The sequence below is a fragment of the Achromobacter sp. JD-1 genome, assembly GCF_038594925.1.
Taxonomy (GTDB): domain Bacteria; phylum Pseudomonadota; class Gammaproteobacteria; order Burkholderiales; family Burkholderiaceae_B; genus Achromobacter; species Achromobacter spanius_C.
On the sequence record NZ_JBCGCS010000001.1, the window covers coordinates 303,771 to 323,745 of the forward strand.

Genomic DNA, 19,975 nt, shown 5'->3' on the forward strand with positions numbered 1-19,975 from the left:
ATCCGTGAGGCACAGGTGTTCCGGCCTGCGCTGCGCGCGGCCTTCGTCATCAATCGGCGCGTCAGCACCACCATCATCGGCAGGGAAGCGCGGCAATCGCTGGCCGAACAGCCGCTGCCGGCGCTGCGCAGCGAAGTGCGCCAGCGCATCGTCTTCGCCGATAGCGTGGCCGCTGGCCGGCTCGCCCGCGAGACAGCGCCCGACAGCGCCGCCGCACGCGAGATCGCCGCGCTCGCCGATGAACTGCTGCGGTGGCCGACATGAGCAGCCCGCGCAGCAAGCGCGTCGGCATCGGCGCACGTCCGCCCGCGAATCCGCACGCCGAGGCGTGGATTCGCCAGGGCGATGCCGATGCGCTCAATAAGGGCGACCTCTACACCGCACGCTTGACCCTCGACGTGACGCCCGCGCTGCGCGCGCGCATCAAGATCGCCGCTTTCGGCCAGGGCGTGACCGTGGCCGAACTGCTGCGCGGACTACTGGAACGAGAGTTCCCCGACAACCGCACGGAGAACCTGCCATGAACGCACCCGCCTTGCCTGCCGCTCAGGCGGCGACGGCTGCTGCGCTGCCGCCTTCGCTTTCGACGCTCGCCGGCCAGGCCGGCAGCGTGCCGCTGACTCGCGTATCGCTCGCCTACATTGAACCGCGATTCAAGCTCTACCTGCGTTTCGGCGAACCGGCGCGCATGCTGCGGCTCGACCGCTGGCGGCGCTGCGCGGTGTTCCTGCCGCGTGCAATGTTCTGCCGCGTGCGCTGGGAAGCAAACGACTACGGCACGATCCGTTGGCAGCTCATGGTGATGCAAGCCGCCACGCCGCTGGACGACATGCAGTGCATCCCCGGCGTGCAGCCGGGCGCACGCCTGCTGCTGCACGCCGAAGGCGAAAACGCGGTGCGTGTCGTGCTGGAACGCATCGACGGCATCGAAGGGCAAGACATCGCCGCCATCGACGTGTCGCCCGCGTACTGGCGCACGCTGGGCAACCGTCTGGCGGCCCGCCTAGCGCTGCCCGAATACACCGCCGAGCGGCACGCCGCTTGGCTGGCCGGAAGGGCGCTGCCATGACGACCCAATCCAACACCACATGCACGCACGAAGTCGCGCCGCATCCTCGCTCGCGCCTGCGCGTTCGCATCGTGCTGGCGGGCTTCGCCGCCGTCGGCTTCGCTGCGCTGGCCTGGGCGGCTTTCGTGTCGCCGCTGCCGCGTCTGACCTACAACCCGTCCGACAGCGTGGCGGTCGGCTGGTATCGCATCGAGCCGCTCGACCTGCGCACCGCCTCGCTGCCACGTCCGTTGTCCGTGGACAGCATTGTGCTGGTGCCGCTGCCCGACAGGGCCGCCATGCTGGCTGCGCAGCGCGGCTACCTGCCGACCCGCGTTCCGCTGCTCAAACGTGTGGGCGCAGTCGCGCCGCAACACGTTTGCATCGTCGCCGGGCAGGTACGCATCGACGGCGTGCCTGCGGCCGCCGCGCTGCCTGCCGACCGGCTGGGCCGGCCGCTGCCATCCTTGCAGCTTTGCCGCCGCCTCGAACCGGGCGAGCTGTTCCTGTTGAGCGTGACCAATCCGGCGTCGTTTGACAGCCGCTATTTCGGCCCGGTCAGCGCATCCGCCGTGATCGGCATCGCGCACCCGGTCTGGCTGGAGACACGCCCATGATGGCCGCCGATTCGCTGCACGTTGCCGTGCCTCTCATCGTGCCATCGAGCATGTCGTTCCAGTGGCTGCTGCCGTGTCGTCGCGCGTGCAGCGCGGGCGCATTCGCGCCGCGCCTCGCGCAACATCCGGCGCAGCCATCCAGCGTGCAGGCGTCTTGCCTCGAACGCGCCCGGCCTGCGGCCATTGGCGCGTTCGCCGGCGCGCTGGCTGCAAGCAGCGCAGCGCCGCCGGGCCGCCGACGCCCGGAGCGACAGCGAGGGGCAAAGGCGGAAGGCAAGACAAAAGGACGCGGCACCGGGCCGCGTCGAAAGCCTGTCTGCACATGGGGGTGGCGCGGCACGGAGCGGCTTCGCCGCCGTGCCGCGTGGGGCGCGAAGGTCGCGCCAATGCAGGCATGTCCGCGTACTTCGCACGACAGGACACGCCAGAGCTTGCAGGGGGAGCGGCCATGACCGACCGCCGCGACGACGACTTCCGCGTGCGCCCCAGCGCCCCGAAGAACCGGGGCAAGGGTCAGGGCCAGAGCTTCGTTTCCAAGGTGCTCAAGCAGGCGGGAAAGGCCAGCAGCGGCAAGTCGGCGGTGCGCCGTCCTGCCACTGGCGGCACCGGCCAGCGGCCCGGCTCGCGCCTGGGACGCGGCCATACGGCGGCGCGCTTCGCCGGGGCGAAGCTATCGCCCATGTCGCGGCGCGTGACCATCAAGACCTTGCTGGTCAATCACCAACGAGCCAGCCCGCAATCGCTCGCCAAGCACCTGCGCTACATCGAGCGCGACGGCGCGGGCCGTGATGGCGAACCGGGCCGGGCCTATGGGCCGCAGGCCGACGAAGCCGACCTGGACGCCTTCAAGGAACGCTGCGCCGATGACCGGCACCATTTCCGCTTCATCGTCTCACCGGAAGACGGTGCGGAGCTGGACGACCTGCGCACCTACACCCGGCATCTGGTGAACCGCATGGAAGCAGACCTGGGAACCCGGCTCGATTGGATCGCGGTCGATCACTGGAACACGGACAACCCGCACACGCACCTGATCGTGCGCGGGCGCGACGACACCGGCAAAGACCTCATCATCGCGGGCGACTACATTGCCCACGGCTTCCGCCACCGGGCCGCCGAGCTGGCGACGGAATGGCTGGGGCCGCGCACCGAGTTGGAGATACAGCAGACCTTGCAACGCGAGGTGGAACAGGAGCAGTGGACGAGTCTCGACCGCACGCTGCAACGCGAGGCCGGCAAGGATGGCCGGGTGCAGATCGAACGGTTCAACGTACCGACGTTGCAGCGTCAGCGCCTGCTGCTGATCGGCCGACTGCAATGCTTACAACGGCTGGGCCTGGCCGACGAAGTGCAGCCCGGCGCCTGGGCCATCCATGCCGACGCCGAGAAGACCTTGCGTGCCCTGGGCGAGCGTGGCGACATCATCAGAACGATGCAGCGGGCCATGAGCGGCCAGCCGCGCGAGCTGGCGGTGTTCGAGCCGGGCCAGAATGACGATGGAAGTGGCCGCAGCATCCTCGGCCGCGTGGCGGCGAAGGGCCTGGCCGACGAGTTGCGCGACCGGGGCTATCTGGTCATCGACGGCGTGGACGGCAAGGCCCACTATGTCGGGCTCAATGCCCGCGACGAGCTGGCGAACTACCCCACGGGTGCGGTGGTGGAAGTGAAGGGTTCAGCCGACGTGCGCGCCGCCGACAAGAACATTGCCGCGCTGGCGAGCGATGGTCTGTATCGCGCCGATCATCACCTGGCCATCGAACAGGGCCGGGCCAAGCCCGGACGCGACCCGCAGGAAGTCGTCGCAGCCCACGTCCGGCGGCTGGAAGCCCTGCGCCGGGCCGGCATCGTGGAGCGCGTGGCCGAAGGGCTATGGAAGGTGCCGGACGACCTGGCCGAGCGTGGCCGCCAGTACGACGCGCAGCGCCTGGGTGGCGTGGCGGTGGAGCTGAAATCGCACCTGCCCATCGAGCGGCAGGCCCGCGTCATCGGCGCGACCTGGCTTGACCAGCAATTGATCGGCGGCAGCCGAGAGCTGGGCGACCTGGGCTTTGGTGGCGACGCCAAGCAGGCCATGCAGCAGCGCACCGACTTCCTGGCCGAACAGGGGCTGGCGGAGAAGCGCGGCCAGCGCGTGATCCTGGCCCGCAATCTGCTGGCGACACTGCGCAATCGGGAACTGACGCAAGCCGCGAGGGACATTGTCGCCGAGACCGGCCTGGAGCATCAGCCAGTAGCCGACGGGCAGCGAGTGGCTGGTATTTACCGGCGCTCTGTCATGCTTGCCAGCGGGCGTTATGCGATGCTCGATGACGGCAAAGGGTTCAGCCTCGTGCCGTGGAAGCCGATCATCGAACAGCGGCTTGGTCAGCAGCTCGCTGCGACGGTGCGCGGTGGCGGAGTATCTTGGGAGATCGGCCGGCAACGTGGGCCAACTGTTGGTTGAAACGGCGTGAATTCAAGCGAGCGATCACACCTTTTTCCGCTTCCGCTCATCCGTTGAGGGAGAGGATCATTCCTGCCGCCCCGGCGACGAGAACCACATCAATGAGAAGCTCGAACGTGTGCAACTGGAGTCGCTGGACGAGACGTTTCGCAATCATGGAACCGGCAAGCAACGCGATGCCGATGGCAAGTCCACGTGTGATGACGGGCGGTGCAAGTACGCCCGACACTCCGAACGTACCCAGCTTGCCTGCGTAGAGCAGGATAGCGCTTGCCGCCTCCGATCCGAGAAACGCGCCACCACTCATTCCGTACCCGGTGAATACCGGCACGCTGAGCGGCCCGGTGGACAGCACGAATCCGGTCAGGAAGCCGACAATCGCCCCGGCAAAACTCATGTGCCAGAGGTTCAGATGGAGGTTCGATCGTCTGATGAGGCGACGCAGCGGGATCATCGCAAGGAAGAAAGCTGCCAGGAACACGTCCACAGTGGCAGGAGAGATCGTCAGCAGCGTGTGCGCCCCGAGCACAGCCGCAGGAACTCCCGCCAACGAATAGGCAAACACCGGCCGCCAACGGATCTCGTGCCACCAGGCAATCACCCGTCCGATGTTGCCGAACAAGGACGCAATCGCCATCACAGGTACCGCGATCCGCGGCCCGTACAGCGTGACGAGGACGGGCAGCATGATGAGCGACGAGCCGGTGCCGACGATGCCGCTGAGCACGCCGGCACCGAGGGCGAGAAAGAAGAGAAGTAACAGCGCGATCATCGACTCTAGGGTCAACCGGGGCCGTCACTCGCAGCCGCAAGAAGCGGCACCAGGATGTCGCTGATCGGGGTCGGAATGCCGTGAACCTGGCCGCGACGCGCAATGACGCCGTTGCGGATATCCCATTCGAGCGGTCGGCCAGCTTCTCGATCCGTGAGGATGGAGGTGCTCATGTCTGTGGGCGCCGCCTGGAACTTGTCGAGGATCTCTTGCGGCACTTCGTCGCCGAGTTCAGCGCCCTCGGCACGTGCCACGGCCAGGCATTCCTGCAAATAAGCCAGCGTAAGTCTGGCGATATCAGCGCGACCGAACATGCCTGAGCGGCGATGCGTGAGTGCCATGAGGCCAGCCACCGCGTTCTGCATCAGCTTGCGCCAAGCCAGTGAGCTGAAGTTCGCGGCCAAATCTACGGCGCACCGTGTGCCTTGCAGCGCCGCGGCCACTACGCGGGAAGCGGACGTGTCCGGCAGGCTGAGGCGCGCTTCGCCACGCAAGCGTACCGAGCCGTCGGATTGCGCCTGCGCAGGGAACCACACGACGGCAGGAACGATTTGCCCATGTGGCGAGTGCGGGCGAACCCTGTCCACCTGTTCGATCCCGTTCTGCAAGACGCACACCACTGTTTCTGGGCCGGCCAACACCGCGAGCCATTCTGCTGCCGCCTCGATTTGCGTTGCCTTGACAGCCAAAAAGACAAGATCAGCCGTGCGAGCGATTTGTGTCGGATTCGTCCGAACCGGACCAGGTACGGTGATGAAGCGGTCGCCATCTTGCAGGGTCAGGTGATCGCGGGGGCGACGTCCACACAGCAATGGCGTGCGGCCGACCTCGTGTAGCGCCACCGCGATCGTGGTGCCAATGGCACCGGGACCGACGACAGCGACGCCAGGGTTGATTTCAGGATTCATGAAAGCGGCCTCCTTTAGCGGCATCTGTCCGCGTGATGGTTGTGCCCTTCACGCGGTGCAGGTAATATATTACACATGAAAAAAGAACTTGGTAATAGCGTTTCAGAGGGCGAGCAACGGTTGCAGCAATGGATCGGCAGCATTCAAGCCCGAAGCGGCGACCTCGCCGCAAGCGAGGCCAAAGTTGTCGATCTCCTGCTCACCGACCCTTTGTTTGTCGGAGCAAGCACGACGGCCCAGGTTGCCGCCCGTGCCGGCGTTTCTCCGCCGACGGTGATTCGCGCCGCGCGTGCGCTCGGGTTCGGCGGATTCACCGAACTCAAGATCGAGATCGCGCGTGCTCGCGGCACAGCCCGGTTCTTCGCGCCTCCTGAAGCACTCGCCGCGGATGCGACGTCGGCCTCAGTGCTGGAAACATCCATTCGTGCGGGTACCGATGCACTGACCGCGCTCGGTGGGGCCATCGAACTCTCTGCGCTGGATAAGGCTGTCGGCTTGATCCAGCGCGCGCGCCAGGTGTTTGCGTTCGGTGCTGGACCGTCCTCCACGGTTGCCGCCGATGCAGTCTTCCGTCTGCGTACGATCGGCGTGATGACCGTGGGCATCACGGATCATTTGTCGGCCATGATCGCGGCACGGCTCCTGGGCGCAGAAGACGTCGTCATCGCGGTCAGCTCGACCGGCCGCACATCTTCAACGCTAGCCGTCGCGGATGCGGCCTCCTCGGCTGGCGCCTCGCTGATCGCCGTCACCAATCAGTACGACACGCCCCTGGCGACCCTCGCCGACGTCGCGCTCGTCGTCGGCGGCGTACCGCTACCGGCACAGATGGCCGCTGCGGGAAGTCGATTGGCTCAGCTCGTCGTTATCGATGCGCTGGTCGCATCCCTGGCGCTGCGCGATCAAGAGCGGACCCGCTTGGCGGAGCGGGCGGGCATCGATCTGCCCGACATTTCCTGATGCAGCCCGGCACCATCGCAATGGTTCTCGCCGCAGCGGTAGCCCATGCGGTGTGGAACCTGGCCTCGAAGTACAAGCGGGGCGACACTTTACTGTTCGTCTGGGCGTATAGCTGTGCTTCGACGCTTCTGTGGGTCCCGATCGGTCTCGTTCTTATGGTTCAGGACCAAGGGGCGATAGATTGGCGGCTCGGGGTGGGAGCGGCTGTTTCGGCGGCATTGCACATTGCGTACTCCCTGACCTTGCAGGTTGGCTACGATCGTGCCGAACTCGGGGTGGTTTACCCGATCGCCCGTGGCACAGGGCCGGTGCTGACGATGCTGTTTGCGATTCTTATTTTGGGGGAGCGGCTCTCCGTCGTTGCGCTTTTAGGGGCGCTCCTCGTCGTCTCAGGCATTCTTGTCGTTACCGGCAACCCGTTTAGAAGCGGAACCCGCCGCCCACTCCAGGGAATGTTTTGGGGAGGTGCTACGGGGGCCACCATTGCAAGCTATACCGTCTGGGACAGCTACGCGGTCACGTCGCTGCATTTGGCGCCCGTGAGCTACTACGCTGGCACACTGTTTCTGCAAACCCTGATCCTGACGCCAAGCGCACTGCGGCGACGGCATCACATTCACACAGTTATCCGTGCTGATGCCGTACCTATCCTCATCGTGGCCGCATTCTCCCCACTGGCCTACATCCTCGTGCTCACCGCCATGCTGACGGCACCGCTCGCGCTCGTCGCCCCTCTGCGTGAGTCGTCGATCATCATCGGCTCTCTCTTCGCGTACAGACTCTTTCGTGAGGGTCATCTCGCGCGCCGCGTGGTTGGGGCGGCAATCGTTCTGGCAGGGATCGCGGCGATTAGTTCTTGATGTTTGACGGCAGCGCACCTACTGCGACTTGGGCCGATGGCTATTCAGGCCTTGAATCCAACCGCCGTGAAAGCATGCCGCGTGATCGCCTCCAGCGTGCGCCGGCTGGGCCGGGTCTTGGCCAGGACATTGAGTCCTTGCGTCGTGCACACGAGGAATGCGGCCGCTTCGGCCGCATCGACGTCCCGCGATAGTTCTCCCGCTTGCTTTGCCCGCTCGATCGCGCCAGATAGGGCCGTTTCCAGCCTGGCCAGGTGGAGTTGGAAGGCTTCGCTGATCTGCGGATCATTCATGGCGAACTCAACGATCGAGTTCGTCACAAGGCATCCCCAGCGCCGTTTGCCGTCCAGCATCGCTTCGATGAGGGCGGCGTAGTAGTCGGCAATCCCGGCCCGACCGGACGGATTGCTGTTCAGGCGCGCGATCGTCTCTCGCGACATGGACGCCATGTAGCTCTTCAAAGCCTCAATGAAGAGGCCGTGCTTGTCACCGAAGGCGGCGTAGACGCTGCCCGGGTTGAGACCGGTGACCCGGCAGATCTCCTGCATGCCAGCCCCGTCATAGCCCCGCTCCCAGAAGACGTCCACCGCGCTCTCAAGCACCGCATCGCGGTCAAAGTTTCGTATTCGGCCCATGGTTTTTAATGATTCATCAATCAAGAATCTTCACACGAATCAAGCATACATTGCCTTGGAGACTTGTTGAAGTTAGAATTTTCTTGAATTCATATTCAAGAATGGAGCCGTGGATGAAAATCGCGATCATGGGCACCGGAGGCGTAGGTGGCTATTTCGGAGCCAAACTGGCCCTCGGAGGCAACGACGTCAGCTTCATTGCCAGAGGGGCGCACCTGGCTGCCATCAAGTCCCAAGGCCTCACTGTGCGCAGTCCGCTAGGGGACATGCATGTCCCCACGCCCAGAGCAACCGACACGCCGTCGAACGTCGGGCCAGTCGATGTCGTTCTATTCGGTGTCAAGCTTTGGGATACCGAGGCGGCCGCCAAAGCGATCAAGCCGCTGATCGGACCCGAAACGATGATGATCTCGTTCCAGAACGGGGTGATCAAGGACGAATTGCTGAGAGCCACGCTCGGAGAAAAGCCGGTAGCAGGTGGCGTTTGCTACATCGCGGCAACGATCGAGGCCCCGGGCGTCATCGGTCATGCCAACAACTTGCAGAAGCTGGTCTTTGGCGAGTACGGCGGCCATCGCAGCGCGCGTATCGAGCGCTTCCATCGGGCCTGCATCCAGTCGGGGATTGATGCCGAAATCAGCGACGACATCGCCAGAGTGATCTGGGAGAAGTTCGTCTTCCTGGTTGGGCTGTCGGCGACCACCGCGTCCACGCGGTGCCCGATAGGCGTGGTGCGCAGTAATTCGGTTTCCCGCAAGTTGCTCGAAGGCGTTATGCAGGAGGTGGTGGACGTCGGCCGGGCCGAAGGCGTCAATCTCGCCGCCGACTTTGCCGTGGACCGACTTCGCTTCTGCGACCAACTACCCGCCGATATGACCGCTTCCATGCTGCGCGACCTGGAACGCGGAAACCGGCTGGAAGTGCAGTGGCTCAGCGGCGACGTCAGCAGCAGAGGCCGACGGCTCGGCGTGCCCACTCCGCGAAATTCAGTGGTCTGCGAAATCCTTGCGGTTCATGCGGATGGGGCGCAGCGCCATGAATAACGAAAATCTTGAAAATGGCTTTCTTGACGTGGCCGGTTACCGCATCGCCTACACGCGCCAGGGCCACGGGAGTGCCATCGCCCTTGTTCACGGCATTCCCACGAGCCGCCATCTTTGGCGCAACGTCATGCATCTCCTCGCCGCATCAGGCCATGAAGTGCTTGCGATCGACCTTCTCGGCTATGGCGATTCCGACAAGCCTTCGGACACGGACCTTGGAATCCATGCGCAATCCGAAATCATCTTTCAGGCGCTTTCGGCCCTGGGGTGGAAGCGCGCGACCATAGTGGGCCACGACATCGGAGGTGGGATTGCCCAGCTCCTGGCCATCAACCATCCCGAAATTCTGGATCGCCTCGTTCTGATCGACTCCATCCTCTATGACTCGTTTCCAGAGCCTGGGATTGCCCGCTTGAAGGAGCCGGCTTGGGACGAAATCCTTGGCGCAGCAGATTTCGATCTGAAGAAGGGCCTGGCGAAAGGCTTTTCACGAGGCATGTTCCATACCGATCGAGTTACCGCTGAACTGGTTGATGCCTATGAGCGTCCGTTCCATGGCATCGACGGGAGGCACGCATACCTGCGTGCAGCCCGGGCGTTGAGGACAGAAGAACTTTCCTCGCGCATGGAGGACGTCGAGAAGCTGGCCGTGCCTACGCTCATCGTCTGGGGCAAGCTCGACACATTCCAGCCGTTGCACTTCGCAGAGCGCCTGGCCGGAAAAATGCCCAATGCCCAAATCCAGGTATTTGATGAGGCTGGGCATTTCCTGCCAGAGGACGTGCCGGAAGCGCTGGCGTCCCGTATCGCTGAATTTACAAGTACCCAAAAAGGAGCACGCTGATGGCACGAAATGTCCACGCTCCTGCATCCAGCCAGGCTGGCTTCCTTGTCACGCTTTTTGCATCGACCTTCTTGATGGGGTCCAGCTTCGTCGCAGGAAAAATCCTGCTACAGCAGGGTTTCACGCCGATGATCCTGGTCGGGTGGCGCTTCTTTGCCGCGGCCTTGGCGACCTTGCCGCTAGTGTTGGCCGGCGAGCGAAATATTGTGGCGGCGCTCCTGCCGGCCAAAGCAGGGCTGCGTGATGTTGCGCTGGTGATCCTGATTGGTTTGCTTCAGACAGCCGCCGTCATGGGGCTGCTTTTCTGGGCCATGCAGTTCATCTCCGCATCGACCGCCGCCATCCTGCTTTTCACCAATCCCATCTGGGTTGCTGTCCTGGGTCGCATCTTCCTTGGCGAAAGCCTGCACCGAGCGAGGCTCGTCGGGTTGCTTCTTGGCGTTGTCGGTGTTGCGCTTGCCATTGGTATCAGCCCATCCATGTTTTCTGGCGGGATGACGCTGGCTGGCGAGATCATCGGCATCGTCTCTGCGCTTTGCTGGGCAAGCGCGACGCTCATCAATAAGCGGGCAGCATTGCCGCTCTCGTCCTGGGCCTTGAGTTTCTGGCAAATGCTGGTGGGCGCGATCGCCATCTTGGCCATCGCCTATCTCGATGGCGAACAATGGCCGAGCGGTGTGACGCGAGAGCAATGGGCTTGGTTTCTCTGGCTTTCCATCCCCGCGTCAACAGGCTCATTTGGCCTCTGGTTCGTGGCGCTGAAAAGAGGTGGAGCAACGAGGACTAGCGGATTTCTGTTCCTGGCCCCGCTCTTCACGGTCATCCTTGCGTATTTCATCCTGAACACGGCAATTTCCTGGATGCAAGCTGCGGGAGGAGTACTGATCGGCCTCGCGCTTTGGCTCGTCAACCGGGAACTTCCAGCAAGAAATGATCGCGAAAAGATCGATGAGGTGATCGCGGAAGGCGAACCGTGATGAACAGTTGATTCATCATCGAGTGCATGAATTATCAAGGCGGTCAGCTATGGAATTACGTCATTTGCGCTGTTTTCTGGCGGTGGCGGAAGAACTCCACTTCGCCCGCGCTGCCGAGCGACTGCACATTGAGCAATCTCCGCTATCGCGCACCATTAAGGAGTTGGAAGATGACGTCGGTGAAAAATTGTTCGTCCGCACCAGCCGAAGTACACGACTGACACCGGCGGGGAAGCTGTTTCTTGAGCATGTGCCTCGCGTTTTCACGGCCTTGCAGCAAGCCCGCGACAGCGTGAAAGCAGCGGCCAATGGCTTCCATGGGCAGTTGCGCATTGCATTGTCCGACGGCATCACGCCGTCGCGCCTGCCGGCCTTATTGGCAATGTGCCGGCAGGAGGAACCCGAGGTAGATATTCGGCTGTTCCAGGTGCCGCTATCGCAGCAGATAAAGGGGCTGCAAGACGATCTGTACGACGTAGGCTTCGCGCAGTCGGATGAAGTGGGTGAAGGCGTGGCTGCAGAAGCTGTATGGAGTGATCCGTTAATGGTGGCAGTGCCCGCCCGACACCATCTGCTCAAGCACAAGCACATCCCACTGGACGAAGTTCTGCAATTCCCATTGGTGTTATGCGATCCATTGACATGCGAAGGTCACGCGCGGCAGGTCGAACGTGTGCTACGTCGCTCTGACAGAGAACCACTGGTGGTTGAGCGCGTCGCTTCGTTCGAGCTGATGATGATCGTAGTGTCGGCCGGCTTCGCCTTGGGGCTGGCCGGCGGCCCGCACATCACGGCAAGTCGGGAGTCTGGCGTCATAGCGCGTCCCTTGGCCGGACGTGCGCCGATGCTGACGACCTATCTGCTGCGGCGCGAAGCCGACGTTTCGGAAGTGCTGTCTCGGTTCATAGAGCGAGTGCAGGCCATCGACTTGCCCGAAGGCACTAGGCCCGCTTTGCCGCCCGAACCTGATCCCCAGGAGGAAATCGAGCTATGAAGAAATCTTTCTGGCTCCTGCTGATTCTGCTGTTGACTGCTTGCGGCCCATCGGACACACCCAGGCAGGCCAGCGTGCCCACCGTGGATGAACTGGCTGCCGATCCGGTACGGTTGAAGGAACTGCGACAGCAATGCAAGACCGACCGCGTGACGCTTGGTGACGTGCTTTGCAATCGAGTCGCTGAAGCCACGCGCAAGCGGTTCTACGGAGATGGGAAGACGCCCTATACATCGTCGGAGACACCGCCGAAGTTCTGATCGTCACCTTCGCCAAGAATCCTGTCTTTCATTGTCAACACGCCGCAGCGCGCTCGCGCCTGCGGCATTTTTATTGGCTTCTTCGCAGCCTGAAACCTGTCTTTTTCGATCATCTTGGTTCCGATAACAGTCTTTGACCGGCACTGACCCGGCACCGATCCTCGCGCTATGCGGCACGTCCATGTGCCGCGTTTGAACGAGGAATCAGCGCAGGGAAATCGGAGGCCAGTCAATGCAAGCTCAGGGCGTGCTGTTCGGGCAGATCGCCGCCGTCTTCGGCATCGTGATCGCCGGTGTATGGAGTGCAACGCAATGGACAGCCGCCGCCCTGGGCTATCAACTACGCCTTGGCTCGCCGTGGTTCGACTTCTTTGGAACGCCGGTCTATCACCCCTGGCGGCTGTTCGAGTGGTGGTTCGTCTTCGATGCCTACGCGCCGCGCATCTTCAACACTGGCGGCGCTATCGCGGGCGGCAGCGGCTTGGTGGCCGTGCTGGTTGCCATCGTCCTGTCGGTGTGGCGCTCGCGGCAATCGCGCCTTGTCACCACCTACGGTTCGGCACGCTGGGCCGATGCGGATGACGTTCGCAAGGCCGGGCTGACCCAGCCCGCCGGCGTTTTCCTCGGCCTGCATCGCGGCCAGTACCTGCGGCACGAAGGCCCGGAACACGTCCTGACCTTCGCGCCGACGCGCTCCGGCAAGGGTGTCGGCCTGGTCGTGCCGACCTTGTTGAGCTGGCCCGCGTCTGTCGTGGTTCACGACATTAAAGGCGAGAACTGGACGCTCACCGCAGGCTGGCGCTCGCGCTTCTCGCACTGCCTGCTGTTCAACCCGACCGATGCGAAGTCGGCCGCATATAACCCTCTGCTAGAAGTGCGGCGCGGCGCGCATGAGGTGCGCGACGTGCAGAACGTGGCCGACATTCTGGTCGATCCCGACGGCGCGCTCGAACGCCGCAACCATTGGGAAAAGACGTCGCACGCGCTGCTGGTTGGCGCGATCCTGCATGTGCTCTATGCAGGCGAAGACAAGACGCTGCGCGGCGTCGCCAACTTCCTCAGTGACCCGGCTTGCCCGTTCGAGCTGACGCTGCACCGAATGATGACGACGAAGCACTTGGGCGATGCGCCGCACCCGGTTGTCGCATCCGCCGCGCGGGAAGTGTTGAACAAGTCGGACAACGAGCGTTCCGGCGTCTTGAGCACCGCCATGTCGTTCCTCGGCCTGTACCGCGACCCGACCGTGGCCGAAGTCACGTCGCGTTGCGACTGGCGCATCGCCGATCTGATTTCCGCCGAACACCCGGTATCGCTCTATCTGGTGGTGCCGCCGTCCGACATTAGCCGTACCAAGCCGCTGATCCGGCTCATCTTGAACCAGATCGGCAGGCGCTTGACGGAATCCCTCGATGGCAGCGACGGCATCGCACGCCGCCACAAGCTGCTGCTGATGCTGGATGAATTTCCGGCGCTGGGCCGGCTCGACTTCTTCGAGTCGGCGCTTGCCTTCATGGCCGGGTACGGCATCCGCAGCTTCCTCATCGCCCAAAGCCTGAATCAGATTGACAAGGCGTATGGGCAGAACCATTCCATCCTCGACAACTGCCACGTTCGCGTGACGTTCGCCACCAACGACGAACGCACGGCGAAAAGGATTTCGGAAACCCTGGGCACGGCCACTGAACTGCGCGCGCAGCGCAACTATGCCGGCCACAGATTGGCTCCGTGGCTCGGGCACCTGATGGTGTCGCGGCAGGAAACCGCGCGTCCGCTGCTGACACCGGGCGAAGTCATGCAGCTTCCGACTGACGAAGCCGTGGTGATGGTGTCCAGCGTCGCACCGATCAAGGCGAAGAAGCTGCGCTACTACGCCGACGCGAATTTCAAGAGCCGCGTGTTGCCACCGCCCGCGCTCGCGGCCGGGCAATACGCCGACGCGCCGCCTGCGCGCCCTGACGACTGGAGCGGCCTGGCTATCCCAGCCGTGCCAACGGCCCCGGCTGCGGGCCTGTCCAGCGATGACGCAGGCACCGCTGATGACGGCGGCCCGCGCCGCCAGCCGGAGCTATCCGAAGTCGCCGAATACAGCCCGGAACCGCAGACCGCAGGCACTGACCTGGGGCTGCTCGATGACGACGACGACCTGCCGTTGCCGCTTCCTCGCCAGTTCGACCCGGCCATGCAGCGCACGGCCCGGCTGGCTTCCCTCGACCCGAACGACGGAATCGACTTATGAGCCAATACCGCCTCAATCTGTTCATCCAGCCCGAGCACGTCAAACGCCTCGAAGAACTGGCCGCCAAGAAAGGCGTGTCCAAGTCGTCCATCGTCGCGGCGGCGCTCGCATCGTGGCTGTCGCCCGATGCCGGCGACCAGCGCGAGGCGGCCATCGCCAAGCGGCTTGATCGCCTGTCGCGGCAGGCCGAGCGCATGGAGCGCGACCAGAACATCCAGATCGAAACGCTGGCGCTGTTCATCCGCTACTTCCTGACCGTCAGCACGCCGGTTCCCGAAGCCCATCAGGACGCAGCCCGCGCGCAGGGAAAAGCGCGTTTCGAGCAATTCGTGGAGCAACTTGGCCGCCACCTGCTGCGAGGCCGCAGCCTGGTGCGCGACGTGGTGGAGGAACTGCATCCCGACCCGGTGCGGATGGATGACGCAGCAGCGCTGGCCGAAGCCCACGAACGAACTACGGAGCGTGCCTCATGAGCGCCGTTCCGCAGACCCCGCCCGAACGCTCATCCAGCGTGACTTCGCTGGATCGCCGTATCCAGATGCTGCGCACGGCCATGGGGCCAGTCATCGCCGCCGCGCTGGCCGACCCGGACGTGGTGGAAATTATGCTCAACCCCGACCGCACCCTATGGGTGGATCGGTTGTCATCGGGCCGCACGCCGCTGGGCGTGGAGCTTTCCGAAGACGATGGCGAGCGCATCATCCGCCTGGTGGCCGCGCACGTTGGTGCGGAAGTGCATCGCGGCCAGCCGCTGCTGACCGCCGAGCTGCCTGAAACCGGCGAGCGGTTCGAGGGCATCTTGCCGCCGGCTGCGCCTGGGCCAGCCTTCGCGCTGCGCAAGCGGGCCGTGAGCATCATCGGTCTGGATCGCTATGTGGCCGACGGCATCCTGACCGCTGGGCAGGCGGACTTCCTGCGCCATGCCGTGCGCGAGCGGCAGAACATCCTGATCGCCGGGGCAACGAGCAGCGGCAAAACCACGCTGGCGAATGCGCTGCTGGCCGAGATCGCCGCCACCGGCGACCGCGTGCTGGTGCTCGAAGACACCATCGAGCTGCAATGCGCCGCCCGCGACCATGTGCCGCTGCGCACACGCGCCGGTGTTGTGTCGATGACCGAGCTGGTACGCGCCACGATGCGCCTGCGCCCTGATCGCGTGATCGTCGGCGAGGTGCGTGGCGGCGAAGCCCTCGACCTCATCAAAGTGTGGGGCACCGGCCACCCCGGCGGTATCGCCACCATCCATGCCGGTTCCGCGATGGGCGCGCTGCTGCGCCTGGAGCAATTGATTCTCGAAGTGGCGGTGAACCCACCGCGTGCGCTGATCGCCGAGGCGGTCAACATCGTCATCCACATCGCCGGACGCGGCCGCAAGCGCCGCGTCGAAAGCATCGCCCGCGTCATCGGCTTCGACGGTGTGGGCTACCGCCTGGCGGACGCGATGGAAACGCCGTTTCCCGAGCTGCCGCCGTTTTCTTCCCCGTCCCCTGACCAACCTGGAGAACTGCCATGACGCAGATGCACATTCCTGCTTTCCGCTTTTCCGTAAATCCGGCTTCGGCCGTCGCTCGCCTGCGGCGACTGGCCGGCCCGGCACAACATGGCCTGCTGCTGGCCGCCGTCATGCTGATGACGGCGGGCACGGCGAAAGCGTCCGGTTCCTCGATGCCGTGGGAATCGCCACTCGAATCCATCCTCGAATCCATCCAGGGGCCGGTCGCCAAGATCATCGCGGTCATCATCATCATTTCGACCGGCCTGGCGCTCGCCTTCGGCGATACGTCGGGCGGCTTCCGCAAGCTGATCCAGATCGTGTTCGGGTTGAGTATCGCCTTCGCGGCATCCTCGTTCTTCCTGTCGTTCTTCAGCTTCTCGGGCGGGGCCGTCGTATGAGCGCCAATGAAGGAGCACCGGGCTTCGCGCCCGGCTTCGAGGTGCCGCTGCATCGTTCGCTGACCGAGCCGCTTCTCATGGGCGGTGCGCCGCGCGCGGTCGCCATTGCCAACGGCACGCTGGCCGCCGCCGTCGGGCTGGGCCTGCAACTGTGGATTCCCGGCGTGGTGCTCTGGATCGTCGGCCACTCGCTGGCGGTCTGGGGTGCGCGTGTCGATCCGCAGTTCATGCAGGTCTTCGCCCGCCACATCAAGCACAAGCCGCTGCTGGACGTGTGAGGGGGATGCCATGCTGAACCTTGCCGAATACCGCCAGCGCCCGGCCTTGCTCGCTGACTGGCTGCCGTGGGCCGGGCTGGTCGCGCCGGGCGTGGTGCTGAACAAGGATGGTTCTTTCCAGCGCACGGCGCGCTTTCGCGGGCCTGACTTGGACAGCGCCACGCAAGGCGAGCTGATCGCCACCACGGCGCGGCTGAACAACGCGCTGCGCCGGCTGGGTTCGGGCTGGGCGCTGTTCATCGAGGCCGAGCGCCGACCGGCCGCAGACTATCCGCACTCGGAGTTTCCCGAACCACTGTCCTGGCTGGTGGACGAGGAACGCCGCGCCGCCTTCGAGGACTCGGGCCACCACTTCGAGAGCGCCTATCACCTGACGCTGGCCTACCTGCCGCCGGAGGAATCCCGCGCTCGCGCCGCCAAGCTGCTCTACGAGCATGCACCCGGCGATGGTGTGGACTGGCGCGGCCGGCTCGATGCCTTCGTCGCGGAAACCGATCGCGTGTTCGACCTGCTCGACGGCGTGATGCCGGAGATCGCCTGGCTGGACGATGCACAGACACTGACCTACCTGCATTCGACCATCTCGACACGACGCTACCGCGTGGGCGTGCCAGAAGTGCCGTTTCACATCGACGCGCTGCTGGCCGATTCCGCGCTGGTCGGCGGCCTTGCGCCCATGCTGGGCGACCAGCATCTGCGCGTGGTGTCGGTGCGGGGCTTTCCGACTTCGACCTGGCCGGGCCTGCTGGATGACCTCAACCGCTTGGGCTTTGCCTATCGCTGGAGTACGCGCTTTCTCTGCCTCGACAAAGCCGAGGCGGAAAAGGAGCTGGGCCGCCTGCGCCGCCAATGGTTTGCCAAGCGCAAGAACGTCATCGCGTTGCTACGCGAAACCATCTTCCAGCAGGAATCGCCGCTGGTGGACACGGATGCCAGCAACAAAGCAGCCGACGCGGACGCCGCCATGCAGGAGCTGGGCAGCGATCAAGTCGCCTTCGGCTACCTCACCGCCACGGTGACGGTGCTCGATGGCGACCCGGCCGCTGCCGATGAAAAGCTGCGCATGGTGGAGCGCGTCATCCAGGGTCGGGGTTTCGTGACCATCCCCGAAACCCTCAATGCCGTCGATGCGTGGCTGTCGTCCATTCCCGGCAATGCCTATGCGAACGTCCGCCAGCCCATCGTCTCGACGCTGAACCTGGCGCACATGATGCCGCTGTCGGCGGTGTGGGCCGGGCCGGAGAAGAACGACCACCTCGACGGCCCCCCGCTGATCGTCACCCGCACCGATGGCGCGACGCCGTTCCGGCTGGTGACGCACATCGGCGACGTGGGGCACACGCTGGTCGCGGGGCCGACCGGCATGGGAAAGTCGGTACTGCTGGCTATGCTGGCCTTGCAGTTCCGTCGCTACTTCGGTTCGCGCATCTTCGCCTTCGACATGGGGCGATCCATGCGCGCCACCATCCTGGGCTTGGGCGGAGAGCACTACGACCTCGGCGCTGATGGCGGTATCGCCTTCCAGCCGCTCGCCCGTATCGACGGCGAGGGCTACCGCACCTGGGCGGCCGAATGGGTGGAAGGCCGCCTGCTGCAAGAAGGCGTGACCGTCGGCCCGGACGAAAAAGCGGCCATCTGGTCGGCGCTGGGCAGCCTGGCGGGGGCGCCACCGGAACAGCGCTCGATGACCGGGCTTTCCGTGCTGCTGCAATCGAACGCGCTGCGGCAGGCGCTGTCGCCGTATGTGCTCGGCGGCGCGCACGGCAAGCTGCTGGACGCCGACCACGACCGGCTGGGTATGGCCGACGTGCAGGGCTTCGAGATGGAAGAACTTATGCACAGCCCCGCCGCCGTGCAGGCGGTGCTGCGCTACCTGTTCGCCCGCTTCGATGAGCGTTTCGACGGTGCGCCCACGCTGCTGATTCTCGATGAGGCGTGGCTGTTCCTCGATGAACCGTCCTTCGCGGCGCGCATCCGGCAATGGCTGAAGACGCTGCGCAAGAAAAACGTGTCGGTGATCTTCGCCACGCAGTCGCTGGCCGACATCAAGGACTCGACCATCGCGCCCGCAATCATCGAAAGCTGCGCCAGCCGCATTTTCTTGCCGAACCCGCAAGCCACCGAGCCGCAGATTCGCACGATCTACGAGGGCTTCGGCCTCAACAGCCGGCAAATCGAGATCGTCGCCACCGCGCAGCCCAAGCAGGACTACTACTACCAATCGCGCCTGGGCAATCGCCTGTTCGACCTCGACCTGGGGCCGGCCGCGCTTGCGTTCGCCGGCGCATCCACGCCGCAAGACCAACGCGACATCGACCGTGTGCTGGCGCAGGCCGGCGCACCCGGCTTTGCCGGCGCGTGGCTACGCCATCGCGGCCTCGATTGGGCCGCCGACCTGCTGCCGTCCTCACCGGCGGCGGCTTCCTTCCTCGCTACTCAACCGCTAGAGGTTTCGCCATGAAAGCCCGTGTCCTTTCCGCTTCGCTCGCCGCCGTGTTGGCCGGCTCGCTGCTGCTCGCGCAGCCGGCGGCAGCACTCACCTTCGTTGATCCCGTCAACTTGGTGCAGAACACGCTGACCGCCATCCGCACGCTGGAGCAGATCAACAACCAGATCAACCAGCTCCAGAACGAGGCGCAGATGTTGATGAATCAGGCCCGCAACTTGACGAGCCTTGACTTCAACATCGTCAACCGGCTGCGCTCGACGCTCGCCACCACCGAACGCCTGATCGCCGACGCGCAAGGGCTGGCCTATGACGTGCAGAGCATGGATGCCACGTTCTCGCGCCTGTACCCGGAGCAGTACGCCGCCACCATCAGCGGCGACCAGATGCTGCGCGATGCGCAGGAACGCTGGAAAAACACGCTGAACGGCCTGCACACGGCGATGCGGATGCAGGCGCAGGTGTCGCAGAACCTGGCGCAAGACGAAAGCGCGCTGGCCGACCTCGTGAGCCAGAGCCAATCGGCCACAGGTGCCTTGCAGGCCATGCAGGCGACGAACCAGCTTCTGGCCTTGCAGGCCAAGCAGTCTATCCAGGCCCAGCAGCTCCAGATCACGCAAGACCGCGCGGCCTCGCTGGAACTGGCACGGCAGGCGGCGGCCACGGAGCGCGCCCGCGAAGTGCGGCGGCGCTTCCTGGGCACCGGCACGCCGTACACGCCGCAGGCCGTCAATTTCTACAACAACTGACGGGAGGCGGCC

21 protein-coding genes and 1 pseudogene are annotated in these 19,975 nt (G+C 64.5%); 19 read left to right on the top strand and 3 right to left on the bottom strand.

Features of this window, described 5'->3' with window-relative positions:
- The 5 genes and pseudogenes from WBR68_RS01400 to WBR68_RS01420 all read left to right on the top strand — a co-directional run.
- A pseudogene (locus tag WBR68_RS01400) lies at positions 1 to 264 on the top strand (ParA family partition ATPase); the annotation flags it as partial.
- Positions 261 to 524, top strand: coding sequence for a hypothetical protein (locus WBR68_RS01405; protein WP_012213889.1), 264 nt, complete (start codon positions 261 to 263; stop codon positions 522 to 524). The pseudogene WBR68_RS01400 and the gene WBR68_RS01405, both read left to right, overlap by 4 nt.
- Positions 521 to 1,069: a DUF2840 domain-containing protein gene (locus WBR68_RS01410; protein ID WP_023082451.1), complete on the top strand. Its 549-nt coding sequence runs from the start codon at positions 521 to 523 to the stop codon at positions 1,067 to 1,069. Before WBR68_RS01405 ends, WBR68_RS01410 begins: the two co-directional genes overlap by 4 nt.
- Entirely contained in the window at positions 1,066 to 1,665 is a 600-nt protein-coding gene (locus WBR68_RS01415; RefSeq protein ID WP_023082452.1) for a S26 family signal peptidase, read from the top strand. The genes WBR68_RS01410 and WBR68_RS01415 overlap by 4 nt, the downstream gene beginning before the upstream one ends.
- A gap of 448 nt (positions 1,666 to 2,113) precedes the next feature.
- On the top strand, positions 2,114 to 4,108 hold the full coding sequence (locus tag WBR68_RS01420) for a relaxase/mobilization nuclease and DUF3363 domain-containing protein (protein ID WP_023082453.1): 1,995 nt from the start codon (positions 2,114 to 2,116) through the stop codon (positions 4,106 to 4,108).
- Positions 4,109 to 4,154: 46 nt separating this feature from the next.
- Here WBR68_RS01420 and WBR68_RS01425 read toward each other — a convergent pair whose 3' ends face one another.
- Both WBR68_RS01425 and WBR68_RS01430 read right to left on the bottom strand, forming a co-directional pair.
- Complete coding sequence (locus WBR68_RS01425; RefSeq protein WP_023082454.1) at positions 4,155 to 4,880, bottom strand: sulfite exporter TauE/SafE family protein; 726 nt, start codon at positions 4,878 to 4,880, stop codon at positions 4,155 to 4,157.
- An 11-nt stretch (positions 4,881 to 4,891) separates the two neighbouring features.
- Positions 4,892 to 5,788, bottom strand: a complete 897-nt coding sequence (locus WBR68_RS01430) for an oxidoreductase (RefSeq protein ID WP_023082455.1) — start codon at positions 5,786 to 5,788, stop codon at positions 4,892 to 4,894.
- Positions 5,789 to 5,863: 75 nt separating this feature from the next.
- Between WBR68_RS01430 and WBR68_RS01435 the strand changes: the two genes are divergently transcribed.
- Positions 5,864 to 6,748, top strand: a complete 885-nt coding sequence (locus WBR68_RS01435; RefSeq protein ID WP_023082456.1) for a MurR/RpiR family transcriptional regulator — start codon at positions 5,864 to 5,866, stop codon at positions 6,746 to 6,748.
- A complete protein-coding gene (locus tag WBR68_RS01440) occupies positions 6,748 to 7,608 on the top strand; it encodes an EamA family transporter (RefSeq protein WP_023082457.1) in 861 nt (286 codons plus the stop codon). The genes WBR68_RS01435 and WBR68_RS01440 overlap by 1 nt, the downstream gene beginning before the upstream one ends.
- 44 nt (positions 7,609 to 7,652) lie before the next feature.
- Here the strand turns inward: WBR68_RS01440 and WBR68_RS01445 are convergent, their stop codons facing one another.
- Positions 7,653 to 8,267, bottom strand: coding sequence for a TetR/AcrR family transcriptional regulator (locus WBR68_RS01445; protein WP_202807818.1), 615 nt, complete (start codon positions 8,265 to 8,267; stop codon positions 7,653 to 7,655).
- A gap of 89 nt (positions 8,268 to 8,356) precedes the next feature.
- Between WBR68_RS01445 and WBR68_RS01450 the strand changes: the two genes are divergently transcribed.
- The 12 genes from WBR68_RS01450 (at position 8,357) to trbJ (ending at position 19,963) form a co-directional block, all read left to right on the top strand.
- Positions 8,357 to 9,286 (top strand): ketopantoate reductase family protein, encoded by a 930-nt coding sequence (locus WBR68_RS01450; protein WP_023082459.1) that lies wholly within the window; start codon positions 8,357 to 8,359, stop codon positions 9,284 to 9,286.
- Complete coding sequence (locus tag WBR68_RS01455; protein ID WP_024310275.1) at positions 9,279 to 10,130, top strand: alpha/beta fold hydrolase; 852 nt, start codon at positions 9,279 to 9,281, stop codon at positions 10,128 to 10,130. Before WBR68_RS01450 ends, WBR68_RS01455 begins: the two co-directional genes overlap by 8 nt.
- Positions 10,130 to 11,107: a DMT family transporter gene (locus tag WBR68_RS01460; protein WP_023082461.1), complete on the top strand. Its 978-nt coding sequence runs from the start codon at positions 10,130 to 10,132 to the stop codon at positions 11,105 to 11,107. The genes WBR68_RS01455 and WBR68_RS01460 overlap by 1 nt, the downstream gene beginning before the upstream one ends.
- 49 nt (positions 11,108 to 11,156) lie before the next feature.
- On the top strand, positions 11,157 to 12,101 hold the full coding sequence (locus WBR68_RS01465; protein ID WP_023082462.1) for a LysR family transcriptional regulator: 945 nt from the start codon (positions 11,157 to 11,159) through the stop codon (positions 12,099 to 12,101).
- Positions 12,098 to 12,361: an EexN family lipoprotein gene (locus WBR68_RS01470; RefSeq protein WP_023082463.1), complete on the top strand. Its 264-nt coding sequence runs from the start codon at positions 12,098 to 12,100 to the stop codon at positions 12,359 to 12,361. The genes WBR68_RS01465 and WBR68_RS01470 overlap by 4 nt, the downstream gene beginning before the upstream one ends.
- A gap of 232 nt (positions 12,362 to 12,593) precedes the next feature.
- Positions 12,594 to 14,597, top strand: a complete 2,004-nt coding sequence (locus WBR68_RS01475) for a conjugal transfer protein TraG (RefSeq protein WP_023082464.1) — start codon at positions 12,594 to 12,596, stop codon at positions 14,595 to 14,597.
- Complete coding sequence (locus WBR68_RS01480) at positions 14,594 to 15,070, top strand: ribbon-helix-helix protein, CopG family (RefSeq protein WP_023082465.1); 477 nt, start codon at positions 14,594 to 14,596, stop codon at positions 15,068 to 15,070. Before WBR68_RS01475 ends, WBR68_RS01480 begins: the two co-directional genes overlap by 4 nt.
- Positions 15,067 to 16,110, top strand: a complete 1,044-nt coding sequence (trbB, locus tag WBR68_RS01485; RefSeq protein ID WP_023082466.1) for a P-type conjugative transfer ATPase TrbB — start codon at positions 15,067 to 15,069, stop codon at positions 16,108 to 16,110. Before WBR68_RS01480 ends, trbB begins: the two co-directional genes overlap by 4 nt.
- Complete coding sequence (locus tag WBR68_RS01490; RefSeq protein WP_023082467.1) at positions 16,107 to 16,490, top strand: TrbC/VirB2 family protein; 384 nt, start codon at positions 16,107 to 16,109, stop codon at positions 16,488 to 16,490. The genes trbB and WBR68_RS01490 overlap by 4 nt, the downstream gene beginning before the upstream one ends.
- Positions 16,487 to 16,768 (top strand): VirB3 family type IV secretion system protein, encoded by a 282-nt coding sequence (locus tag WBR68_RS01495; protein ID WP_023082468.1) that lies wholly within the window; start codon positions 16,487 to 16,489, stop codon positions 16,766 to 16,768. Before WBR68_RS01490 ends, WBR68_RS01495 begins: the two co-directional genes overlap by 4 nt.
- Positions 16,769 to 16,778: 10 nt before the next feature.
- Positions 16,779 to 19,229: a conjugal transfer protein TrbE gene (gene trbE, locus WBR68_RS01500; RefSeq protein WP_023082469.1), complete on the top strand. Its 2,451-nt coding sequence runs from the start codon at positions 16,779 to 16,781 to the stop codon at positions 19,227 to 19,229.
- Positions 19,226 to 19,963, top strand: coding sequence for a P-type conjugative transfer protein TrbJ (gene trbJ / locus WBR68_RS01505; RefSeq protein WP_023082470.1), 738 nt, complete (start codon positions 19,226 to 19,228; stop codon positions 19,961 to 19,963). Before trbE ends, trbJ begins: the two co-directional genes overlap by 4 nt.
- The last annotated feature ends 12 nt before the right edge of the window (positions 19,964 to 19,975 follow it).

Excerpts from the sequence above, each read along its gene's own strand:
- WBR68_RS01405 (WP_012213889.1), top strand. The coding sequence starts at position 261 with ATGAGCAGCCCGCGCAGCAAGCGCGTCGGCATCGGCGCACGTCCGCCC.
- WBR68_RS01410 (WP_023082451.1), top strand. The coding sequence starts at position 521 with ATGAACGCACCCGCCTTGCCTGCCGCTCAGGCGGCGACGGCTGCTGCG.
- WBR68_RS01415 (WP_023082452.1), top strand. The coding sequence starts at position 1,066 with ATGACGACCCAATCCAACACCACATGCACGCACGAAGTCGCGCCGCAT.
- WBR68_RS01420 (WP_023082453.1), top strand. The coding sequence starts at position 2,114 with ATGACCGACCGCCGCGACGACGACTTCCGCGTGCGCCCCAGCGCCCCG.
- WBR68_RS01425 (WP_023082454.1), bottom strand. The coding sequence starts at position 4,880 with ATGATCGCGCTGTTACTTCTCTTCTTTCTCGCCCTCGGTGCCGGCGTG.
- WBR68_RS01430 (WP_023082455.1), bottom strand. The coding sequence starts at position 5,788 with ATGAATCCTGAAATCAACCCTGGCGTCGCTGTCGTCGGTCCCGGTGCC.
- WBR68_RS01435 (WP_023082456.1), top strand. The coding sequence starts at position 5,864 with ATGAAAAAAGAACTTGGTAATAGCGTTTCAGAGGGCGAGCAACGGTTG.
- WBR68_RS01440 (WP_023082457.1), top strand. The coding sequence starts at position 6,748 with ATGCAGCCCGGCACCATCGCAATGGTTCTCGCCGCAGCGGTAGCCCAT.
- WBR68_RS01450 (WP_023082459.1), top strand. The coding sequence starts at position 8,357 with ATGAAAATCGCGATCATGGGCACCGGAGGCGTAGGTGGCTATTTCGGA.
- WBR68_RS01455 (WP_024310275.1), top strand. The coding sequence starts at position 9,279 with ATGAATAACGAAAATCTTGAAAATGGCTTTCTTGACGTGGCCGGTTAC.
- WBR68_RS01460 (WP_023082461.1), top strand. The coding sequence starts at position 10,130 with ATGGCACGAAATGTCCACGCTCCTGCATCCAGCCAGGCTGGCTTCCTT.
- WBR68_RS01465 (WP_023082462.1), top strand. The coding sequence starts at position 11,157 with ATGGAATTACGTCATTTGCGCTGTTTTCTGGCGGTGGCGGAAGAACTC.
- WBR68_RS01470 (WP_023082463.1), top strand. The coding sequence starts at position 12,098 with ATGAAGAAATCTTTCTGGCTCCTGCTGATTCTGCTGTTGACTGCTTGC.
- WBR68_RS01475 (WP_023082464.1), top strand. The coding sequence starts at position 12,594 with ATGCAAGCTCAGGGCGTGCTGTTCGGGCAGATCGCCGCCGTCTTCGGC.
- WBR68_RS01480 (WP_023082465.1), top strand. The coding sequence starts at position 14,594 with ATGAGCCAATACCGCCTCAATCTGTTCATCCAGCCCGAGCACGTCAAA.
- trbB (WP_023082466.1), top strand. The coding sequence starts at position 15,067 with ATGAGCGCCGTTCCGCAGACCCCGCCCGAACGCTCATCCAGCGTGACT.
- WBR68_RS01490 (WP_023082467.1), top strand. The coding sequence starts at position 16,107 with ATGACGCAGATGCACATTCCTGCTTTCCGCTTTTCCGTAAATCCGGCT.
- WBR68_RS01495 (WP_023082468.1), top strand. The coding sequence starts at position 16,487 with ATGAGCGCCAATGAAGGAGCACCGGGCTTCGCGCCCGGCTTCGAGGTG.
- trbE (WP_023082469.1), top strand. The coding sequence starts at position 16,779 with ATGCTGAACCTTGCCGAATACCGCCAGCGCCCGGCCTTGCTCGCTGAC.
- trbJ (WP_023082470.1), top strand. The coding sequence starts at position 19,226 with ATGAAAGCCCGTGTCCTTTCCGCTTCGCTCGCCGCCGTGTTGGCCGGC.